Consider the following 18,805-nt stretch of genomic DNA (forward strand, 5'->3'; position numbering starts at 1 on the left):
AAATGTTGACCGGTAGCAAGGTAGCGCTGGTTACAGGGGCGGCGCGTGGTATTGGGCTGGGTGTCTCGGCTTGGCTCATTACCGAAGGATGGCAGGTGGTTCTGGCTGATATCGACCGTAGCCGTGGGACGCGTGTGGTGGAAGCGCTTGGCAATCGTGCCTGGTTCATGGAAATGGACGTGGCGAACGAAAGTCAGGTGGAGGCCGTCATTGCCGAGGTGGTGGGTCAGTTTGGCCGATTTGACCTTCTGGTGAATAATGCTGGCCTCTCCGACCCCCATAACGAGCCGTTGGAAACACTGACATTGGCACGCTGGAATCAGGTGCTATCGGTTAATCTGACGGGCGCTATGCTGACAGCCAAGTATGCCGCTCCCTATCTTCGTGCCAATCGTGGTTCCATCGTCAATGTGGCATCGACGCGCGCGCAGCAGTCAGAAATATCCACCGAAGCCTATGCTGCCAGCAAAGGAGGTCTTGTTGCACTTACCCATGCGCTGGCCATGAGCCTTGGACCAGATATTCGTGTGAACGCTGTCAGCCCTGGCTGGATTGATTCCCGGGATCTTTCTCAGCAACAGGCTGAGCCGTTGACGGAGCTGGATCATGAGCAGCATCCGGTAGGAAGGGTAGGCACCGTAGAAGATGTGGCAGCGCTGGTAGCCTGGCTTGCATCAGAGGAAGCTGAATTTGTTACCGGTCAGGAATTTACCGTTGACGGTGGAATGACCAAGAAAATGATTTATTTGGATTAAATGATAAATAAATCTTGACGGATCAAAGAGGTATGCGCAAAATGCGCGCCATCCAAGAGGGTGACCTCTTGATTCTTACGGGCGTTAGCCCGACCGACGCGCAGCGGTAGTTCAGTCGGTTAGAATACCGGCCTGTCACGCCGGGGGTCGCGGGTTCGAGTCCCGTCCGCTGCGCCATTTTATCTTTGCTCTCATTAACATCCTTGTGCCATCTCCGAGCAACTCGAAGCATGACATGCCACTTGGATGATTATCTCAAAAGCTTGCTTCGTTAACTGTCAGGTTTAGTGAGCAAGCACTACTGCAAACATAAACGCTTAACCTTCCTTGCGAATAGCTTTGCGGAAATCTCCTGGAGTCAGGAGTGTCCAACGCTTGAACGCTCGCTGAAACGCAGCGGCAGAGGCAAAGCCAAGCACGTACGCCACTTCTCCAAAGCTTAAATCTGTATCGCGAATATAGCTTATAGCAAGCTCTCGACGCGTATCGTTCAAAATATCCAGATAACGTGTTCCCTCATCTGCCAGCTTTCGTCGCAGAGTCCAGGCAGGCATCTGTAGACGCTTTGCAATTTCTTCAAGCGAAGGCTCTCCGTTTTTTAGCAGAGGGCCGAGTATAGATACGATACGCTCGGTTAGACTGTGTTGCCGTGTAATCTGCTGCAGCTCAGTTCTGCAGATATCCAGAAGCGCTTTCCAGGTGCCTGGAAAATAACTAAGACCTGGAAAGGCCAACGTCCTGGCATCAAGCATGATTGCATTGGTTTCTGCACCGAACTCCACCATGCAGCCAAAGCGTTCGTCGTAAGATGCCGTGCAGGAGGGGCGGGGATATTCGATCAGGACCCTGGTTGGCCTTACAGGATTACCTGTGATGTTGCCTAGCATTGCGATCCATCCAGACAGTACTTGGTCTACCACGAATCGGTTGTAATCGTTGTAAGGACTGATGGAGTAGAAGTGCATCCAGGCATGGCTGTCTTGGCGCGTGAAGCGAGACTGTCCACGGTAATTGCTGCCGTACAACAATTCATAATCCAGCAGCGTACGAGCGGCGTCTCCCAGTGTTGGTGCATGCAGGCTGGCTATGCCGGCAAGGCCCAGATGGACAGGCAGGCTCTGCTGGCCGATATCCAGTCCTAGAGCAGGCTCCTGGGTAAGTTGAATGGCAGCATGTCCCAGCCGCATGTATCGGGGAATGGACAGGCGTGCATTTGGTGTTGCAAACGTCGAGTCATCAATGCCGAAGCGGAGCAACAGCGTCGCTGGATCGTGACCTCTGACACGTACCGCGTTGGCCAGGGCGTAGACAAATCCTACTGATAAATCACCCAGGCGCAGGCGCTTTCGATTCATAGCCAGAGGTTTAGCAACTTGGCGCCGCCCTGTGGGGTATCGAGTGGCGTGAGAATCGGTTGCTCCTTGAGCATAAGCTTGCTCTGAGGCGTTGAGCGAAGCCCCCATGCTTGACCGCTGGCAAACACCTGAACGCCAGCATGCGCCCCGGTAGCCTGAAGTGCTTGGCGCATGTCCAGCGTGCTGCGCTCGCTCAGGGCGGGTATGACCAAAAGGTCCGTCTTTACGTTCGCCTGCATGTCAATTGAGTCGCTGCCTAGGATGACGCCTAGCTTACCGGCAGCAGTTTCGATGACTTGTGGCGTGATGCCAGGATGTTCTTTGCCGGATAGCCAGGGGCTGCGATACGGTTTTGCCAGTGGATGGCCCGTTGGATCAAACACTACGCAGGTGTTGTAGAGCTTGCCTGTGCCAACCCGTAACAGGCCTTCCTTCATGCGTGGAGAGGGTAGAACGATCGAGCCCGCCACAACAGTAACCGAAAACTGGCGAGCCAGCCCGCCAAACAGGATCTGATAATTTCCTGCCATATCCCAGGCTTTCATTCTCAGCAGGGCTTCATCGAATCGCTGATCGCTTTTTGATGCAAGCCAGGCACGGGTGAACTTGACGGGGTTGCTGAGGGCTAGCCACTGGCGAGCTTCGTTTAGCTGGGCAGTGTTGTAAACGATAGGTTTCTCGCCAGTAAGCATAAGCCCTGTTCCAATATGCTCGGGGAATACCACAATCGTCTTGTCATTGAGCAATCCCTCGCGCTGGGCTTTGGCGAGGTAGCCTTCAAGCTTCAGTCGCAGACGCTCAGGGGTCTGGTAGTCGAGTGCAAACAGCTCCGGCTGAATCGCCAGCAGGTTGCCGTGGCCCTTGGCTTCGCCTGCATTGATTGCCAGCTCGCTTCGCAAATCCGATAAATAATGAAAGGTCGGCCGTTGGGCTATCCAGCCTGCGACTGCAGCGAAGATGCAGATGATGAATAGAAATACAAACTTGCGCATTAAAGCTCCGCGTTGAACCAGGCGTGCCCAAGGGCTTGAACACTCTGGCTGAAAATTCCACGTCAGGGTAGGGAAAATGCCTTTAAAAGCCAAGCCGGGGGTGTGCACCATGGTTAATGAGTTGTCATTTACGGTGATTGAGTCTGCGGGACAGGCAGCTTATGTTTTTCCCATAACGTCCATAACAGGCTTTTAGCCATTGGCCTTGGAGATTCCCGTGACTGCCATTCATTACCCTCACCTGCTTGAGCCGCTAGACCTGGGTTTCACCCAGCTGCGAAACCGAACACTAATGGGATCCATGCATACAGGGCTTGAGGAGCGGCCGGATGGCTTTGAGCGCATGGCGGCTTATTTTGCCGAGCGTGCCCGCGGTGGAGTTGGTCTGATCGTGACTGGAGGGATTGCGCCCAACGAGGAGGGTGCGGTGTATAGCGGTGCGGCCAAGCTTACTACTGAGGAAGAGGCTTACCGCCACAAAACAGTCACTCAGGCGGTTCATGACTGTGATGGAAAGATCTGCCTGCAGATTCTTCATGCAGGACGTTATGCCTATACCCCAAAGCTTGTTGCCCCTTCGGCTCTTCAGGCACCTATCAACCCTTTCAAGCCAAAGGCATTGACTACCGAGGAAGTCTACAAGCAGATCAATGACTACGTCCGGTGTGCCCGATTGGCTCAGCTCGCGGGTTACGATGGTATAGAGGTGATGGGGTCGGAAGGATACTTCATCAATCAGTTTATCGTGGCGCGAACCAACCATCGTGAAGATGAGTGGGGCGGATGCTATGAGAACCGTATCCGCCTGGCTGTAGAAGTGGTACGGCAGATCCGGGAAGCAGTGGGTGAGGCGTTTATCGTGATCTTCCGTCTGTCCATGCTGGATCTGGTAGAGGACGGCAGTAGCCCGGAAGAAATTGTGCAACTGGCCCAGGCGATCGAGCAGGCTGGCGCCACGCTGATCAATACCGGCATTGGCTGGCATGAGGCGCGCATTCCCACGATTGCGACACTGGTGCCAAGGGGAGCATTCAGTCAGGTAACTGCTCAGCTGAAGGGTAGAGTGAATATCCCCTTGATTGCTACCAACCGCATCAATATGCCGGATATGGCAGAGCGCATACTGGCAGAAGGGCAGGCGGACATGGTCTCCATGGCGCGCCCGTTCCTGGCTGATCCTGAGTTCGTTATGAAGGCTGCTAGAGGACGGGCAGATGAGATCAACACGTGCATCGCCTGTAACCAGGCCTGCCTGGATCATACCTTTGCGGGCAAACTGACCAGCTGTCTGGTCAATCCAAGGGCGTGCCATGAAACTGAGCTCAACTACAGCCCTGTCAGTAAGACCAAGCGTATTGCAGTCATTGGTGCAGGACCGGCGGGTTTGGCGGCAGCCACTATAGCAGCACAGCGGGGCCATTCAGTAACCCTGTTTGAGCGCTCCGAAATGATCGGGGGGCAGTTCAATGTTGCCAGGCGTATACCGGGCAAGGAGGAGTTCAACGAGACGCTTCGCTACTTTGGTAAACGTCTTGAGCTTACAGGCGTTACCGTAAGGCTGGGGCACGAGGTACGGGCTGAAGAGCTGATTCAGGGAGGCTATGACGATATCGTTTTAGCGACAGGAATCGTACCGCGTACGCCATCCATCCCGGGTATTGAGCATCCGTCTGTCATCAACTATCTGGACGCCATATACGGACATAAGGACATTGGTGCACGGGTAGCGGTTATTGGTGCGGGAGGAATAGGATTTGATGTGGCTGAATTTGTCACTCATCAGGCGCATCTGGATACCTTGAGTCCGACAGCCTTCTGGCGAGAGTGGGGAATCGACACGACCCTACAGGCCAGAGGGGGAGTTACAGGTATTTCGCCTGAGCCTACACCCCCTGCTCGAGAGGTTTATCTGTTGCAGCGTAAGGCGACCAAGATGGGCGAAGGCTTGGGCAAGACAACAGGTTGGATTCACCGCACCAGCTTGAAACACCGTCAGGTAAGAATGCTGAACGGGGTGGAGTATCTCCGTATTGATGATCAAGGGTTGCATATCCGGATTGGTGAAGACGTTCGGGTTCTGGCCGTTGATACCATCATTGTCTGCGCTGGGCAGGAGCCCAAACGAGACCTGATGGATGCCCTGTCTTCGGCTGGACAGCGTGTGCATGTTATTGGAGGGGCGGATGTGGCTGCAGAGCTTGATGCCAAGCGGGCCATCAATCAGGGTGCCCGCCTGGCAGCGATGTTATGAAACCTGACTGCATGCACTGAAACAGCTTGCCAAACAATAATGTGCATAGGTGCTGAGTCGTTCACATAAGCCACCTAGTCTTTTAACTGAAAGGCCCTAGACTGTAGCAATGGGTTTAGGGCCGATGTGCCTTAAATAAAAGTGTTGTGCTGTCCGGTTGTACGTCCGGTGCCAAGGCGCCTATGAGTCATGCGCTTTTCCAATGGGTCGAGGACTGCCCCATGAATACATTGAATAAGGCTCAACGAGCCGAAGCGGTGCTGTTCTTTGATGAAGAAGGATCAGTCATCAAAGAAATGCTATATCACGAATTCGAAGCATTGCTGGATGCCTTCTTTGCATTGCCCCAATTCGCCCAGCGGCGAGTTCGGCTGGCCTATGTGACGATCGATCTACAGCTGTGCATCCGATCAGGTGTATTTTTCTATCTGGATTTCACCCGTACGGGGGCTGCAGACCCCAGTTGGAACATTCCGCTACGCGAAATGGCCGAGCGCGCCGGGCGTGGCCCGGATCTGGGTGCAGGACCTATCAGGCTTGCCTGTCGCAGTCAGTGTCCGATTTCCTGGCATCAGCCCAGCCTGTGGGACCCTGAGCTTGTCGCAGGTCGAAATGACCTGATTGAGCTTCGAGAATGCATCAAGCGTAATCAGCTTGGGCTGGCCCGTACCGAGGCTGTCGTTGACGAAGTCAAACCTGAACATCTTCATATGGCAGAAGAGCATCAGTGGTATGTTCAAGAGCCCTCTGCGTCGACTGTACATGTTGATCTGGCCAATCTCGAACAAGAGCATCAGGCAAAGATGGACCACCTTGTGCGCCAGCAGCGGCTGCGTATCCTCGCCCTGACGCGCAAGCATGAAGAGGAGCTGGTTCAGCTCAAGCAGGAAGCCGAGCACCTGCAGACTGCCTTGGCTGAGCAGGAGCGGATGAACGGTATGCTGATGAAAAAGCTGGAGCAGGAGGCCAGTCAGTATCGTTCGACTCGAAATGAGCTGACTCAGCAATTGCGAGCCCTGGAGAAAAACAGCGAATACAAGCTCGAGGCGTTCAAGATTCAATTCGAGGCCGAGCAGCAGGCCCGTATCGAAACGGCAGTAGCCGACTACAAGGAACAATTGGCCATCCGGGAAGTTGAGCTGGCTTATCGGGAGGAGCTGGATTCGCAATTGGAAGAAGAGCTCGAGCAGCTCAAGGCGAAATGTGCACGGCTTGAAGCGGGGAGTGGCAGCAAGCTGCTTGAAAGAATGGCAGACAGTGGCGTCATATTCGTGACTTACCAGCCTGGTGCAGGGCACATGACACTGTCACGCATGGATGTCATGCGGTTTGTTGAAAGCCCATTGGCTTACACAGCTATGCACTGCCGAGTGACACAACCGCATTACCAGCAATGGCTCTCTCATTACAAGCATCCTGTTTGCCAAAGGGCATTACCGGGCGGCACGCCGTGTAGTAAGCCGCTCCAACGTATTGACTCACCTCACCAGTTCATTCGAGGCGAGTCTGACTGCTGTCTTCAACATCAAACAGCGGCGTTTCTGAAAAACCAGGCAGGTTAGCATTGGACTTGTTGTTAAAAAGTCCACCGCTGGAAGAAGTTGCAACCATATGGCTTAGCAAGGCGGGAGTCCGACTGGCACTGCTTCGCCTTGATGAAGTGGACTCTCTGGTTTCCGGCAACAAGAGTTATAAGCTGGCGGCTTACCTCCAGCAGGCGCATATCGAACGGGCTTCAGGGTTGATTAGCCTCGGTGGCCCGCACTCCAATCATCTGCATGCACTTGCAGCTACCGGACAACGGCTCGGCTTGAAAACTGTAGGGCTCCTGAGAGGCGAGCCGCAGGGTACGCCAACAGTTGATGACCTGCGCAAATGGAAAATGGAGTTGCACTGGTTGGGTTACGGAGGTTATCGGGCCCGACGCGATGACGAGTTCTGGGGTGAATGGCTGGCACGTTACCCAGGCTATTTGCCTATTCCCGAAGGGGGCGGTGGCTCGCTGGGCATGCAGGGGTGTATACCTCTGGTTGCTTATATTAAGACGCAGCTGAACACGATTGGCTGGTCTGATTATGATGCGCTGTGGGTGGCTGTTGGTACGGGAACGACGCTGGCCGGTCTGGCTGTAGGAGAGGCTGGCAGACATCCTGTCATCGGGACGCTATCTGTCCCGCTGCGCTACAACGTTCCCGATCAGGTGGCGCGTTGGGTGCGCGAGGGGGGTCAACCTGATGCAGATATCCGTTGGCTCGATGCGAGTTTAGGAGGATTTGCACGTATTGATGCCGAATTGGCCAGCTTTATGGCCTCGTTCGAGACCGAAACACAAATACCACTCGAGCCACTTTATACAGGCAAGCTATTGCTGGCGCTTCGCCGTGCGGTTGAGGCGGGAGATATTCCAGCCGGACAGCGCATCATAGCGCTGCATACGGGCGGTCTACAGGGGCGTCGGGCGATGCAGGACAATCTGTTAAAGCTGCTGAAGCACTAGATTAGTGTTCGGCCTTCTCCGGTATAAAAGGCCATGTTTCAGGTACCCAGAATAAACGGTGGTCTTCGTGGCCGTCCTCGTCAAGGTGCACAAGTAACCGAGGCCAATGTGGCTCGACGTTGAAGTCGAATGGAGCATGTCCATCGTGTCGGTGTGCAGGCGCAAGCCAGCGCTGCTTGGGAAGTAGTTTCCATGCGCCTTCCTCTTCAGGCTTCGCTTTATCAAAGCGTTGCCACAAACCCCGCAAATGGTGTGGGGAGCAGCTGGGAAATGGTGTGGCACCCGCGGGTGGATAAAACAGATAACCGCCCATCCAGAGCCAAGGCTGGACAGAGACGATACCGAGTGTTTTAAACAGAACGTATGCTTCCGGAGACTGCGACAAGGGTAACTGCCGGTTTAAAAAATGACTCAGCTTGCGTTCGAGTCGATCTTCGCCACCTGGGCCCAACCATTCCGGTGATTGCGGAAGGCCTGTTGCCAGATAATATTTAACCGCTACTTCAAGGTGATGAACGCCTTCATCATCTCGGATCAGGAGATCAAGTTCGCCCAGCGTATGAGTCGCCGTACGGAGCGGTAAGTTGGCTCCCAGCAACTCAACCCCAGGGGCATGGGTGAGGGCGAATTGCCAGAGCAATTCGTAGTACCGCCCAAGGCGGCGGTCGCTTCCCTGGGTAAGCCAGCCTGTCAGTAATGCAGGACTTCGATCAAGCTCATGGAGCCAATCGGCTAATTTGCCAGGTTTTGCTGTCCAATTGCTTGCAGCCAAGGGGTGACGTTGTTCCGCTCGGTCCAGGATGGGCGGAGAGGTGATTACCCAGGCTAGATCACGCACCGCTGGGTGGCGAAGCGTGTAAGGCAGTACGGCCAGTGCTTGGAATGGATTGCTCATCACTCAAGCATACGCCGAGTTGGACAAGGGTGTACGGTTTGCTGTGCCTTGCCGCTTGCCCGCATAATTTATCGACATTCCTGCCATAGAAGGGCTACGGCCGCGTATGGACTCTTTTCAGAAAATCGGCATTATCGGCCGTCTGGGCAGCACTCAAGTGCTGGATACCATTCGCCGGCTCAAAACATTCTTATTGGCGCGGCGCCTGCATGTGATCTTAGAAGACATCATCGCCGAGGTCATGCCCGGTCACGGCCTGGAAACCTGCTCACGTAAAACCATGGGCGAGATCTGCGATCTGGTTATTGTGGTAGGGGGCGATGGCAGTCTGCTGGGGGCGGCACGTGTACTGGCGCGCCCGCGTGTACCTGTTCTGGGTATCAACCGTGGCAATCTGGGTTTTCTGACCGATATTCGCCCGGATGAGCTTGAGACCAAGGTAGCCGAGGTGCTTGAGGGGCAGTATATCGTCGAGACACGTTTTCTTCTGGATGCTTTTGTCTGCCGTGAGGGAGAAACGATTGGTCAGGCCGATGCTCTGAATGATGTTGTCCTGCATCCGGGCAAATCGACCCGCATGATCGAGTTTGCCCTGCATATCGATGGCAAGTTCGTCTGCGCTCAGAAGGCCGATGGGCTTATCGTCGCTACGCCTACAGGCTCGACAGCCTACTCGCTGTCAGCGGGGGGGCCCATCATGCATCCCAAGCTGGATGCAATTGTCATCGTGCCGATGTACCCGCATACCTTGTCCAGCCGCCCCATTGTAGTCAGTGGCGACAGCGAGCTGAAAATCGTGGTCTCGCCGAACATGCAGATCTATCCGCAGGTCTCATGTGATGGACAGAATCATCTTAATTGCGCGCCTGGTGACGTCGTAACCATCCAGAAAAAGCCGCACAAACTGCGACTCATCCATCCACTGGATCATAACTATTACGAGGTTTGCCGGACGAAGCTCGGCTGGAGCAGCCGTCTGGGGAATGATTGATGCTTGACCCTGATCGTGGCTATGACCTGATAGGCGATATTCACGGCTGCGCTCATGTGCTTGAACGTTTGCTGGACCAAATGGGCTATCGCCGACACAACGGTGTCTGGCAGCATCCGCGAAGGATGGCGCTCTTTCTCGGGGACATCCTTGATCGTGGGCCTCATGTGCGAGAGTCGCTGCATTGCATTCGTGACATGGTGGAGGCAGGCCAGGCAATGTGCCTGCTGGGTAACCATGAAATCAATGCCTTGAGCTGGCACACGCCGGCGCCGCCAGAAAGTCACAAGCTATACGTTCGTGAGCATACCTCTCGTTACGAGCGGGTGATCCAGACGACCTTGGTGCAGTTCGATCACTATTCTGCGGAGTGGAATGACTTTCTCACATGGCTGTATGAGTTGCCCTTGTATATCGATGCCGGACGTTTCAGGCTGGTACATGCCTATTGGGATTCGTCCCTGATTGCTGCCATTGATGAGGTCTATCCGGGTGGGTATATCGATGAGCGATTCATTCAGCAGTCGGCCATTCCGGGGAGCCTGGCTAATCGCGCCTGCTCTCGGCTGCTTAATGGTGTTTCCCTGCCGTTGCCTAACGGCATGAAAATGACGGGGCGTGATGGCTTTACACGTGGTCGGTTCCGAACCAAATTCTGGGAGGAAGACCCGCAGACATACGGCGATATTGTCTTTCAGCCAGATGGTTTGCCGGATGATGTGGCCTGCGAGCGGCTAAGTGAAACCGAGAAGTCCAGCCTGATGTGTTATGGCATCGATGAGCCGCTGCTGTTTGTAGGGCATTACTGGCTCGACGGTCATCCTGAACCGATACGGCCTAATCTCGCCTGTCTGGATTACAGTGCCGTGAACAACGGAAAGCTGGTGGCGTATCGGCTGGATGAGGAGCATCGTTTGGACCCAAAGAAATTCGTCTGGGTCGATGTGCCGTTAACAGGAGGTGCGGAATGAATGCACAGCCTGCGTTACGTGTAGGGCTCGAAACGGACCTGCTAGGGTTTACGCAACTACTCCGTCGTCTGCATATTCCTCACCGGGTGACTGAAGAGCGCGATGCACAAGTGGTGTGGGTTACTGATCCGGGACTGGTAGATGAGGTGCGTAACCTGTATGCACGCTATCCGCAAGGGGACACGGCCGGCGAGATCTCTGGTATTCGGCCTGCTATAACTCGGCCTGGCTTCAAGGAGCAGCTACGGGCAAGTCCTGTAACTGCAGGCGTCCTGATCATCACACTGGTCGTGGCTGCGATTACCTTGTTGGGCGATCGTTATGAGGCTGTTCGCTGGCTTACCTTTCTGGACTTTCGGCTTTACGATACGTACATCGAGTTCTATCCCATCTCCTATACCCTTGAACAAAATCAGTGGTGGCGGTTTGTTTCACCCATGTTTCTGCACTTTGGTGTTTTACATCTGGCCATGAATTCCCTGTGGTATTGGGAGCTGGGGCGCCGCATTGAGTTTCGTCAAAAGGGGTGGATGCTATTGGCGTTAACCGTCCTCTTTTCACTGGCAGCCAACCTTGTGCAGTACTGGTGGAGTGGCCCGGCACTGTTTGGCGGATTGTCAGGTGTGCTCTATGGCCTGCTGGGCCATTGCTGGTTATTCCAGCTGTTGGCACCCACCCCGGCGTATCGAATGCCAAAGGGCGTTGTCATCATGATGCTTGCCTGGCTGGGTATATGCCTGACCGGCGCCATTGATGTGCTTGGCTTTGGTGCCATTGCTAATGGCGCTCATGTAGGAGGTCTGCTGGCCGGCTGTGTAACGGGCGTTCTGGGTGGCCTGATTGCCAGGACGCGCCGCTAGACTGGACGAGTGCATCTGACGTTTCGTGGGCAGAGCTGCAAGGCTACACTATGCCGCTGAAAAGGAGCCCTAGATGACCGAATCCCGTTTACGCACTCTTCGTGACTATATCCGTTGGGCGGTGAGCCGCTTCCACGCCGAAGGGCTTTATTTTGGCCATGGCACCGACAATGCGTGGGATGAAGCCAGGCAGCTGGTGTTAGGCGCCTTGCATCTGCCTTGGGAAATGTCTGACAGCTACCTGGATTGTCGGTTGGAAGATGATGAGCGCTACGACTTGAGCGTCCTGCTTCACCGACGGATTCAGGAGCGCATTCCGACGGCCTATCTGTTAGGCGAAGCCTGGTTTTGTGGGCTGCCGTTTGTGGTTGATGAACGTGTGTTGGTGCCACGCTCACCGATTGCTGAATTGATTGATGCCCGCTTTGCGCCTTGGCTACCCCATGAGCCTGCTCGAATCCTGGACCTCTGTACCGGCTCGGGATGCATTGGTATTGCCTGTGCTTATGCGTTCCCTAATGCAGAAGTCGCGTTGGCCGATCTCTCCTTTGATGCATTGGAGGTCGCCTGGCAGAACATAGAGCGGCATGACCTTGAAGAACGGGTTTATACCGTGCAGGGGGATGGGTTTGCTGGACTGCCAGGGCAGCGTTTTGACCTGATCGTGTCAAATCCACCTTACGTGGACGCAGAAGATTTTGCCGACATGCCGGCTGAATATCACCACGAGCCGGAAATGGGCCTTGCCTGTGGCTCAGACGGGCTGGATCTGGTGCGCCGAATGTTGGCTGAAGCCGCGGATCACCTCACTGACACCGGCACGTTGATCGTTGAGGTGGGCAATAGTCAGGTACACGTCGAAGCGCTTTATCCCGAAGTCGACTTTACGTGGCTCGAGTTCGAGCGGGGCGGTCACGGGGTCTTTCTGCTGTCTGCCAAGCAGTGCCAGGAGCATCAATCGCTGTTCCAGAGCCGCCTCTAGTAGGCGGCTCGAATACCTAAGCTGCCTGCGTCTTCTCGACCAGGCGCTCCAAAAACATGAGCAGGGCGACTTCCTCTTCGCGAAGTCCCTTGCGTTTGCGCGGCTTGGGTAGCGAGCCGAGTTCGCCAGCCATAAATGCATCCATGACGCCCGGGTGGATATAACACTTGCGGCATACTGCCGGTGTATTGCCCAGCGTACTGGATACTTGCTTGACCATCTCCTGAAGGTGCTTTTTGGCTTCAGTTTGAGTTTCGTAGCGCAGTGACTTGAGCGTAGAAAGAGCCAAGGCGCTGCCTGCCCAGGTGCGGTAATCCTTGGCAGTAAAATCAGCACCACTGAGTTCGTGCAGGTAGGCGTTTACGTCTGACGAAGTGACTGTATGCCGATCGCCATCTTCATCCAGATACTGAAACAAGTGTTGGCCGGGTAGCTCAAGGCAGCGCTTGACGGTACGTGCAAGCCTCGGATCTGTCAGCTTGATGTTGTGCTCGACGCCGCTTTTGCCGCGGAAGTGAAAGCGAATCGTATTGCCGGTAACGTCTGCATGTCGGTTACGCAGGGTTGTCAGGCCGTACGATTTATTGCTTTTGGCATATTGCTGATTGCCTACGCGAATCAAGGTGGCGTCCAGCAGGCTGATAACGGTCGCCATGACTTTTTCCCGGTTCAGCTTGCGTTGCGCCAGATGCTCTTCTATCCGCTTGCGCAGTTTGGGAAGGGCATTGCCGAACTCCAGCATCCGTTCGTATTTGTCAGTGTCTCTGATTTCGCGCCAACGTGGGTGATATCGGTATTGCTTGCGTCCTCGGGCGTCCCGCCCCGTTGCCTGTAAATGGCCACAAGGATCGGCACAGATCCAGACATCCGTATAGGCGGGTGGAATGGCCAGTTTGTTGATGCGGTCAATTTCAGCCTGATCGCGAATACGTTCGCCTTGGGCATCCAGGTAGATAAACTTCCCGCGCAGCTTTTTTCGCCGCAGGCCCGGCTGCGTGTCATCCACATAGTGAAGGTCCGAGGGTAGCGGGGGGCACAGGGCTGTACCTGTATCGTCGCGCTCGTCTCCAGGGGCGGGCAGCGTACCCTCGGCGGTCGGGGGAATAAATGAGGCACTCTCTGACATGAAAACACCGGCTGTGGACTGCTTTCTATGAAGACCGCAGGGCTAGTAGCCGGTTCGTCGCTCTAGACGAGAGGCAATATCTGATCCTTTAACCGACCGCTTTCGGCAAGCTCCAAAAACTCATCACCTAGCCGCTGGCTTTCCGCCATGGCTGTATGCCAGTGACGTTGCCGTGTGGCAGGGTCGGTTGCATAACGGGTGAAATCCTTGCGGTCGGGAAGCTTTCGACCAGGTAGCCGCTCAAGGTAAGACCGTGAGGGTGCCAGTAGCACCACATTTCGCAGGTTATGTGTATTGGCCTTGCGCCAGAAGATGCCCTTGTCGAACCACCCAGGAATGATGCGATCGATAAAATGTGGATAGAGCACAATGTCATTCCCGCGATAGGGAAGATCCAGATGGTAATCGAGCAGTCCCCCGTCACGGTAAGTACCGGAGCCAAAGCCAGGGATATCTGTTACGCCCTCCATGACCAGTGGAATGGAGCCTGACGCCAGCAACGACTGGCGAAGGTTGTCGGGGCGAAGCGCATGGTACTGCGTTGGGAAATCATTCAGTTCATCCAGCGGCGGCGCCTGGCGCAAATCATGGGCCACGATACGGCTGAAATGGCGAATCAGACGAGACCGTGCTATCAGGTTGTCGCGGATCACAGCGCCCAGGCCAAGGCTTAATGTTCGGCGCTGGTCACTGGCCAGAGGGCCCAATGCCTGAACAATCATGATGTTCAGGCGATAGCCTGGTGCGGTCAGAATCGCCTCGTCACGCCCACCCAGCAGTTCATCCAGCATGCTTTCGCAAATCTGACTGATCTGCCTGATTCCAATACCTTTGGGAAAATGCAATCCGGTATAGAGGTCGCCCAGCCGGCGTAATGAGTCTGCCGGATCCGGTAGGCAGACACATGCGGAGCGCCAGGCCCCAATGGATGCGCCAACCAATGCGCGCACCCGTGGTGAGCGAGGCAGCCATTCACCAAAAAGCGCGATGTCCAGCCCTTGCAAGCCTAGTGCTTTCGGGCCGCCTGCTGCGCCCGGGATAATACCTACGTCCGCAGGTGACAGGCCCTGTTGGCGAATATGCGCCAGCGCCTGCGTGCCCGCGCGGATAATAAGGGAAGGAGATTTGATGTGAATAGCTGTCATGAGGACTCCATACGGACAGCCAGTATACAAACGCACCGCCGCGATGCGGAGCAGGTATGGCATTGATTGCGAAAGACCGTTGGGCTGACCATGTAGTTCCAAAATGAGATTAAGGCTGAATTAAGGCTGCCTCGTTAAGGTGAACTCACTGAATAACCCGTGAGGACATACGCATGAAAGCACTGACTACATTGATTGCCGCTGCCAGCCTGACCGCCCTGGCCGGTGCGGCCCAAGCCCGCGACCTGGGACCTGACGAAGCGCTCAAGCTGCGTGATGCAGGTACCATCAAATCCTTCGACGTATTGAACAAGGCGGCTATCGCCAAGCATCCTGGCTCGACGACTCACGACACTGAGCTGGAAGAAGAATATGGCCGCTATATCTATCAGGTTGAGTTACGTGACCAGAAAGGTGTGACATGGGATCTGGAACTCGATGCCGCAACGGGCGAAGTGCTCAAGGATGTACAGGACGATTGAGCCTGGATAGCAGCATGATGAAAGGCCTGCTGGTATTGACATTGCTGTCAGCCAGCGGGCTTTCAATCGCTCGCGACCTTGACCAGGATGAGGCGTTGCGGCTTCGTCAGGAAGGAAGAATTCGTCCTCTTGAGCAGCTTATCAACCAGGCTTATGCGCGCTATCCAAAGGCAACATTGCTGGAGGCGGAGCTTGAGGAGGAAGATGGTGTTTATGTCTATGAGATCGAGTTTCTGGTAGACAAGGGCGTTGTGCGCGAGCTGGAAATCAGCGCCACTGACGGTACGATTTTGAAGGACGAGGTAGACGACTGATGCGTCTGTTGTTGGTAGAGGACAGTGTTCCCCTGGCGGATGAGTTAATGGCCAGCCTGACACGACAAGGCTATGCCGTAGACTGGCTGGCTGATGGCCGTGATGCGGCATACCAGGGGGCAGTCGAACCTTATGACCTTATCGTACTTGATCTGGGACTGCCGGGGCGTTCTGGGCTGGATGTGCTCAGAGAGTGGCGCACGCAGGGACTTTCTACGCCGGTACTGATTCTGACGGCGCGCAGTGGTTGGGCCGAGCGTATCGATGGGCTCAAGGCTGGCGCCGATGATTACCTGACCAAGCCGTTCCACCCTGAAGAGCTTTCCTTACGGATTCAAGGATTATTGCGGCGTGCCCGCGGGCTGGTGAATCAGCCGACATTGCAGGCTTCCGGTCTGAGCCTGGATGAGTCACGGCAATGTGTTAATCGCGGGGATGAAAGCATCGAGCTGACCGCCGCAGAGTTCAGGCTGCTGCGGTATTTCATGTTGCATGCAGGGCAGATCCTGTCCAAAAGTCATTTGGGTGAACATCTCTACGACGGTGAAAGCGAGCGTGACTCCAATGTCATCGAGGTGCACGTGAACCATCTCAGGCGTAAATTGGGGCGCGATATTATCGAGACACGGCGAGGACAGGGCTACCGCTTCGGGAAATCTGCATGAAGTCCATTCAGCAGCGATTGAGCATTGGCTTGGCCTCCGCTCTGCTGATATCCGGACTTTTATTAATACTGGGCGCACGCTGGCTGGTTGATACGGCGCTACGGGATTATCTGGGAAGCGGACTTCAGACAGAGAGCGAAAACCTCCTGGTGGCTATTGCGCGGGGGCCAAACGGGCTGCAGCTGGATGAGCAGCGCCTTAATGCCGCCTATCAACGACCATTTTCCGGGCGTTACTTCGAGATCGACATAGGAGAACCTCGCTGGCGTTCCCGATCGCTCTGGGATCATGTGCTTGAGAGACCTACGCACGTAGGGCTGACCGGACATCTCGTCAATGGCCCCGGAGATCAACGCCTCCTGGTCTATCGCGCGGATTATCAGCGGTTGGGGCAAAAGCTCAGCATTGTCGTTGCACAGGATTACAACCCGCTCCTGACCAGTTTCAGTCGAATGCTACGTATAGGTGCCGGTATTGGGCTGGTTGCGTTAATCGTAATCCTTTTTCTACAACGGATTACGGTAAGGCGCGCCTTAAAGCCACTTGAGCGGGTCCGGCAACAAGTGGCTCAACTGCAACAGGGGCAGCGCAGCCAGCTGGATACGCAGGTTCCCCAAGAGCTTGAGCTGCTGGTGGAGCAGATCAATCATCTGCTGCGTCATACCGAGGATAATCTCAAGCGTGCCCGCCATGGCATCGGTAATCTGGGGCATGCATTGAAAACGCCTCTGGCCGTGCTGGTAAGCCTTGCGGAGCGGCAAGAACTGAGTGTGCATCCTGAACTGCAGAACATCCTGCGCGATCAGCTTGAGCAGATCCAGCAGCGTCTTGAGCGGGAGTTGCGCCGTGCTCGTCTGGCCGGTGACCAGCTTCCCGGTGTCTATCTGGACTGCGAGGCTGAATTGCCTTCGCTCTGCGCCATGCTCAAGCTGATCCATGACAACGACCTGACGATCTCCTGTCATGTGCCTTCCGGTTTGAAACTGCCCTGGGATCGCGAAGACCTGCTTGAATTGCTGGGTACGCTGTTGGATAACGCCTGTAAATGGGCGAGCAGCCAGGTAGAGCTGACGGTACTGAAGAAAGATGCCTGTTATGAGATCAGTATTGATGATGATGGGCCAGGTATCGCGCCTGAATCCAGACAGGATATTCTCGAGCGAGGTGCGCGTCTGGATGAGCGAGTCATGGGACATGGCCTGGGCCTTGGTATTGCGCGTGACATTGTGGACAGTTGCGCAGGTACGCTCAGCCTGGAAAGCAGTTCCCTGGGCGGGCTGAAAGTTTTGGTCCGGCTGCCGCTCCGAGCCTCCCGATCTGCTCCCGGTGATTGAGACCATACGGATAGAGCACTATCGATCGACCTTCATTTTCGTTTCGCTTGGCCGAAAACCTACTTAGATAACAACCTAAGAGGTCTCAGTGATGAGTTTAAAAGCCAAGGTGCTCCTGCTGGCGCTCCTACCTGTTGTAATTACTACCCTGATCATCAGCGGTATTTCCTATGTGATGCTGAGCAATAAAGCCGAGCGCGATATACAGACAACGCGTGATCGCTTGATGGAGCAAAGCAACGTAACCCTGAAGAATTACGTGCAGGTTGCCCTGACAGCGGTCAAGCCGCTCTACGATGCTTCAGCCGACGGTGATCAGGCGGCCCGCGCCGAGGCAATCAGGATTTTGTCTGGCATCACCTATGGCAAAGATGGCTATATGTTTGGCTATGACTCAAACGTCATCCGCCTTTTCAAGGGAAACGACACTGAAGGCATAGGCAAGAGCTTTCGTGATAACAAGGATCCGAACGGCGTTTACCTGAACCAGGAACTGGTCCGTGCAGGCAAGGATGGCACTCATTATGTCCGCTATTCCTCTACATTGCCTGGCAAAACTACCTTGGTTCCCAAGTTGAGCTATACCGAATACCTGCCCAAGTGGGACCTGGTCCTGGGCTCTGCCATCAACCTGGATGGCGTTGAGGAGCGGCTGGGCAAGATCGAGGCCGATGTACGTGCGCAGACCTTGACTCAGCTGTTCTCCATCATCGGCGTCTCGCTGGTAGTGCTGGTCATCATCGCCATTGCGGCTCATCTATTTGCCATGCGAGTGTTGCGTCCGCTTGAGCTCATGCGTGCAAACCTTGATGACATTGCTGATGGCGAAGGCGATCTGACACGTCGACTGCCGGTGCAGAGTAACGACGAGTTGGGCCGGCTTGCTGGCTCGTTCAATCGATTCGTTGGCAAGATTCATGGAACCGTACAGCAGGTAATCGACATCACTCAGCAGCTCACCGGTTTGCTGGATGAGGTGGCTGCCCAGGCTCGTCGTACCGAGCAGGCCATGCAGCGCCAGCGTAGCGAAACCGATCAGGTTGCCACGGCTATCAACGAGATGTCCGCAGCGGCTCATGAAGTGGCGCAAAGTGCCCAGCAAGCGGCAGAAGCTGCCCGTGAGACCGATGAGCAAGGGCGTGTAGCCAAACGTGTGGTTGAGGGTAGTGTGGCAGGCATCCATTCTCTGG

Annotated in this window: 17 protein-coding genes, 1 tRNA gene and 1 pseudogene; 14 read left to right on the forward strand and 5 right to left on the reverse strand. The window is 55.1% G+C overall.

The genetic code is table 11. The annotated features are described in order from the left end of the window. Positions 1–2: 2 nt before the first annotated feature. The gene (locus JQR86_RS07115; RefSeq protein WP_010794933.1) at positions 3–755 is read left to right on the forward strand and encodes an SDR family oxidoreductase; all 753 of its coding nucleotides are present in this window, start codon (positions 3–5) and stop codon (positions 753–755) included. 100 nt (positions 756–855) lie between these two features. Continuing rightward, positions 856–932 (forward strand) — tRNA-Asp (locus JQR86_RS07120). A 140-nt stretch (positions 933–1,072) separates the two neighbouring features. Here JQR86_RS07120 and JQR86_RS07125 read toward each other — a convergent pair. Further along, the gene (locus JQR86_RS07125; RefSeq protein ID WP_404624776.1) at positions 1,073–2,110 is read right to left on the reverse strand and encodes an AraC family transcriptional regulator; all 1,038 of its coding nucleotides are present in this window, start codon (positions 2,108–2,110) and stop codon (positions 1,073–1,075) included. Then, a complete protein-coding gene (locus JQR86_RS07130; RefSeq protein ID WP_404624775.1) occupies positions 2,107–3,102 on the reverse strand; it encodes a carbon-nitrogen hydrolase family protein in 996 nt (331 codons plus the stop codon). The genes JQR86_RS07125 and JQR86_RS07130 overlap by 4 nt, the downstream gene beginning before the upstream one ends. A 217-nt stretch (positions 3,103–3,319) precedes the next feature. Between JQR86_RS07130 and JQR86_RS07135 the strand changes: the two genes are divergently transcribed. The 3 genes from JQR86_RS07135 (at position 3,320) to JQR86_RS07145 (ending at position 7,850) form a co-directional block, all read left to right on the forward strand. Further along, positions 3,320–5,353: an NADPH-dependent 2,4-dienoyl-CoA reductase gene (locus JQR86_RS07135; RefSeq protein ID WP_434154602.1), complete on the forward strand. Its 2,034-nt coding sequence runs from the start codon at positions 3,320–3,322 to the stop codon at positions 5,351–5,353. Positions 5,354–5,574: 221 nt separating this feature from the next. Beyond that, entirely contained in the window at positions 5,575–6,915 is a 1,341-nt protein-coding gene (locus JQR86_RS07140) for a chromosome partitioning protein ParA (RefSeq protein WP_434154603.1), read from the forward strand. Positions 6,916–6,944: 29 nt separating this feature from the next. Then, positions 6,945–7,850 (forward strand): 1-aminocyclopropane-1-carboxylate deaminase/D-cysteine desulfhydrase, encoded by a 906-nt coding sequence (locus JQR86_RS07145; protein ID WP_404625185.1) that lies wholly within the window; start codon positions 6,945–6,947, stop codon positions 7,848–7,850. 1 nt (position 7,851) lies between these two features. Here the strand turns inward: JQR86_RS07145 and JQR86_RS07150 are convergent, their stop codons facing one another. After that, entirely contained in the window at positions 7,852–8,745 is an 894-nt protein-coding gene (locus JQR86_RS07150; RefSeq protein ID WP_434134513.1) for a DUF1853 family protein, read from the reverse strand. Between the two features lie 106 nt (positions 8,746–8,851). Here JQR86_RS07150 and JQR86_RS07155 point away from each other — a divergent pair, with 106 nt between their 5' ends. From JQR86_RS07155 to prmB, 4 genes are all read left to right on the forward strand, one after another. Next, on the forward strand, positions 8,852–9,736 hold the full coding sequence (locus tag JQR86_RS07155; RefSeq protein ID WP_019365775.1) for an NAD(+) kinase: 885 nt from the start codon (positions 8,852–8,854) through the stop codon (positions 9,734–9,736). Further along, on the forward strand, positions 9,736–10,707 hold the full coding sequence (locus JQR86_RS07160; RefSeq protein ID WP_150347055.1) for a metallophosphoesterase: 972 nt from the start codon (positions 9,736–9,738) through the stop codon (positions 10,705–10,707). Before JQR86_RS07155 ends, JQR86_RS07160 begins: the two co-directional genes overlap by 1 nt. Continuing rightward, entirely contained in the window at positions 10,704–11,567 is an 864-nt protein-coding gene (locus JQR86_RS07165; RefSeq protein WP_434154606.1) for a rhomboid family intramembrane serine protease, read from the forward strand. The genes JQR86_RS07160 and JQR86_RS07165 overlap by 4 nt, the downstream gene beginning before the upstream one ends. Before the next feature lie 73 nt (positions 11,568–11,640). Next, positions 11,641–12,549: a 50S ribosomal protein L3 N(5)-glutamine methyltransferase gene (gene prmB / locus JQR86_RS07170; RefSeq protein WP_434154607.1), complete on the forward strand. Its 909-nt coding sequence runs from the start codon at positions 11,641–11,643 to the stop codon at positions 12,547–12,549. A 16-nt stretch (positions 12,550–12,565) separates the two neighbouring features. Here prmB and JQR86_RS07175 read toward each other — a convergent pair whose 3' ends face one another. Beyond that, the gene (locus tag JQR86_RS07175; RefSeq protein ID WP_181123552.1) at positions 12,566–13,675 is read right to left on the reverse strand and encodes a DNA topoisomerase IB; all 1,110 of its coding nucleotides are present in this window, start codon (positions 13,673–13,675) and stop codon (positions 12,566–12,568) included. A gap of 62 nt (positions 13,676–13,737) precedes the next feature. Beyond that, the gene (locus JQR86_RS07180; protein ID WP_434154608.1) at positions 13,738–14,820 is read right to left on the reverse strand and encodes a patatin-like phospholipase family protein; all 1,083 of its coding nucleotides are present in this window, start codon (positions 14,818–14,820) and stop codon (positions 13,738–13,740) included. Positions 14,821–14,993: 173 nt separating this feature from the next. Here JQR86_RS07180 and JQR86_RS07185 point away from each other — a divergent pair, with 173 nt between their 5' ends. The 5 genes and pseudogenes from JQR86_RS07185 to JQR86_RS07205 all read left to right on the forward strand — a co-directional run. Continuing rightward, positions 14,994–15,302, forward strand: a complete 309-nt coding sequence (locus JQR86_RS07185; RefSeq protein WP_019365781.1) for a PepSY domain-containing protein — start codon at positions 14,994–14,996, stop codon at positions 15,300–15,302. A gap of 14 nt (positions 15,303–15,316) precedes the next feature. Then, the gene (locus JQR86_RS07190) at positions 15,317–15,616 is read left to right on the forward strand and encodes a PepSY domain-containing protein (RefSeq protein ID WP_374940317.1); all 300 of its coding nucleotides are present in this window, start codon (positions 15,317–15,319) and stop codon (positions 15,614–15,616) included. Further along, positions 15,616–16,281, forward strand: a complete 666-nt coding sequence (locus JQR86_RS07195; protein ID WP_010794918.1) for a response regulator transcription factor — start codon at positions 15,616–15,618, stop codon at positions 16,279–16,281. The genes JQR86_RS07190 and JQR86_RS07195 overlap by 1 nt, the downstream gene beginning before the upstream one ends. Beyond that, positions 16,278–17,615: a sensor histidine kinase gene (locus JQR86_RS07200; RefSeq protein WP_434154609.1), complete on the forward strand. Its 1,338-nt coding sequence runs from the start codon at positions 16,278–16,280 to the stop codon at positions 17,613–17,615. The genes JQR86_RS07195 and JQR86_RS07200 overlap by 4 nt, the downstream gene beginning before the upstream one ends. A gap of 226 nt (positions 17,616–17,841) precedes the next feature. Next, positions 17,842–18,474: pseudogene (locus JQR86_RS07205) on the forward strand (cache domain-containing protein); the annotation flags it as partial. Between the last annotated feature and the right edge of the window lie 331 nt (positions 18,475–18,805).

It is taken from the genome of Pseudomonas sp. JZ134, assembly GCF_051027695.1.
Classification (GTDB): Bacteria; Pseudomonadota; Gammaproteobacteria; order Pseudomonadales; family Pseudomonadaceae; genus Chryseomonas; species Chryseomonas luteola.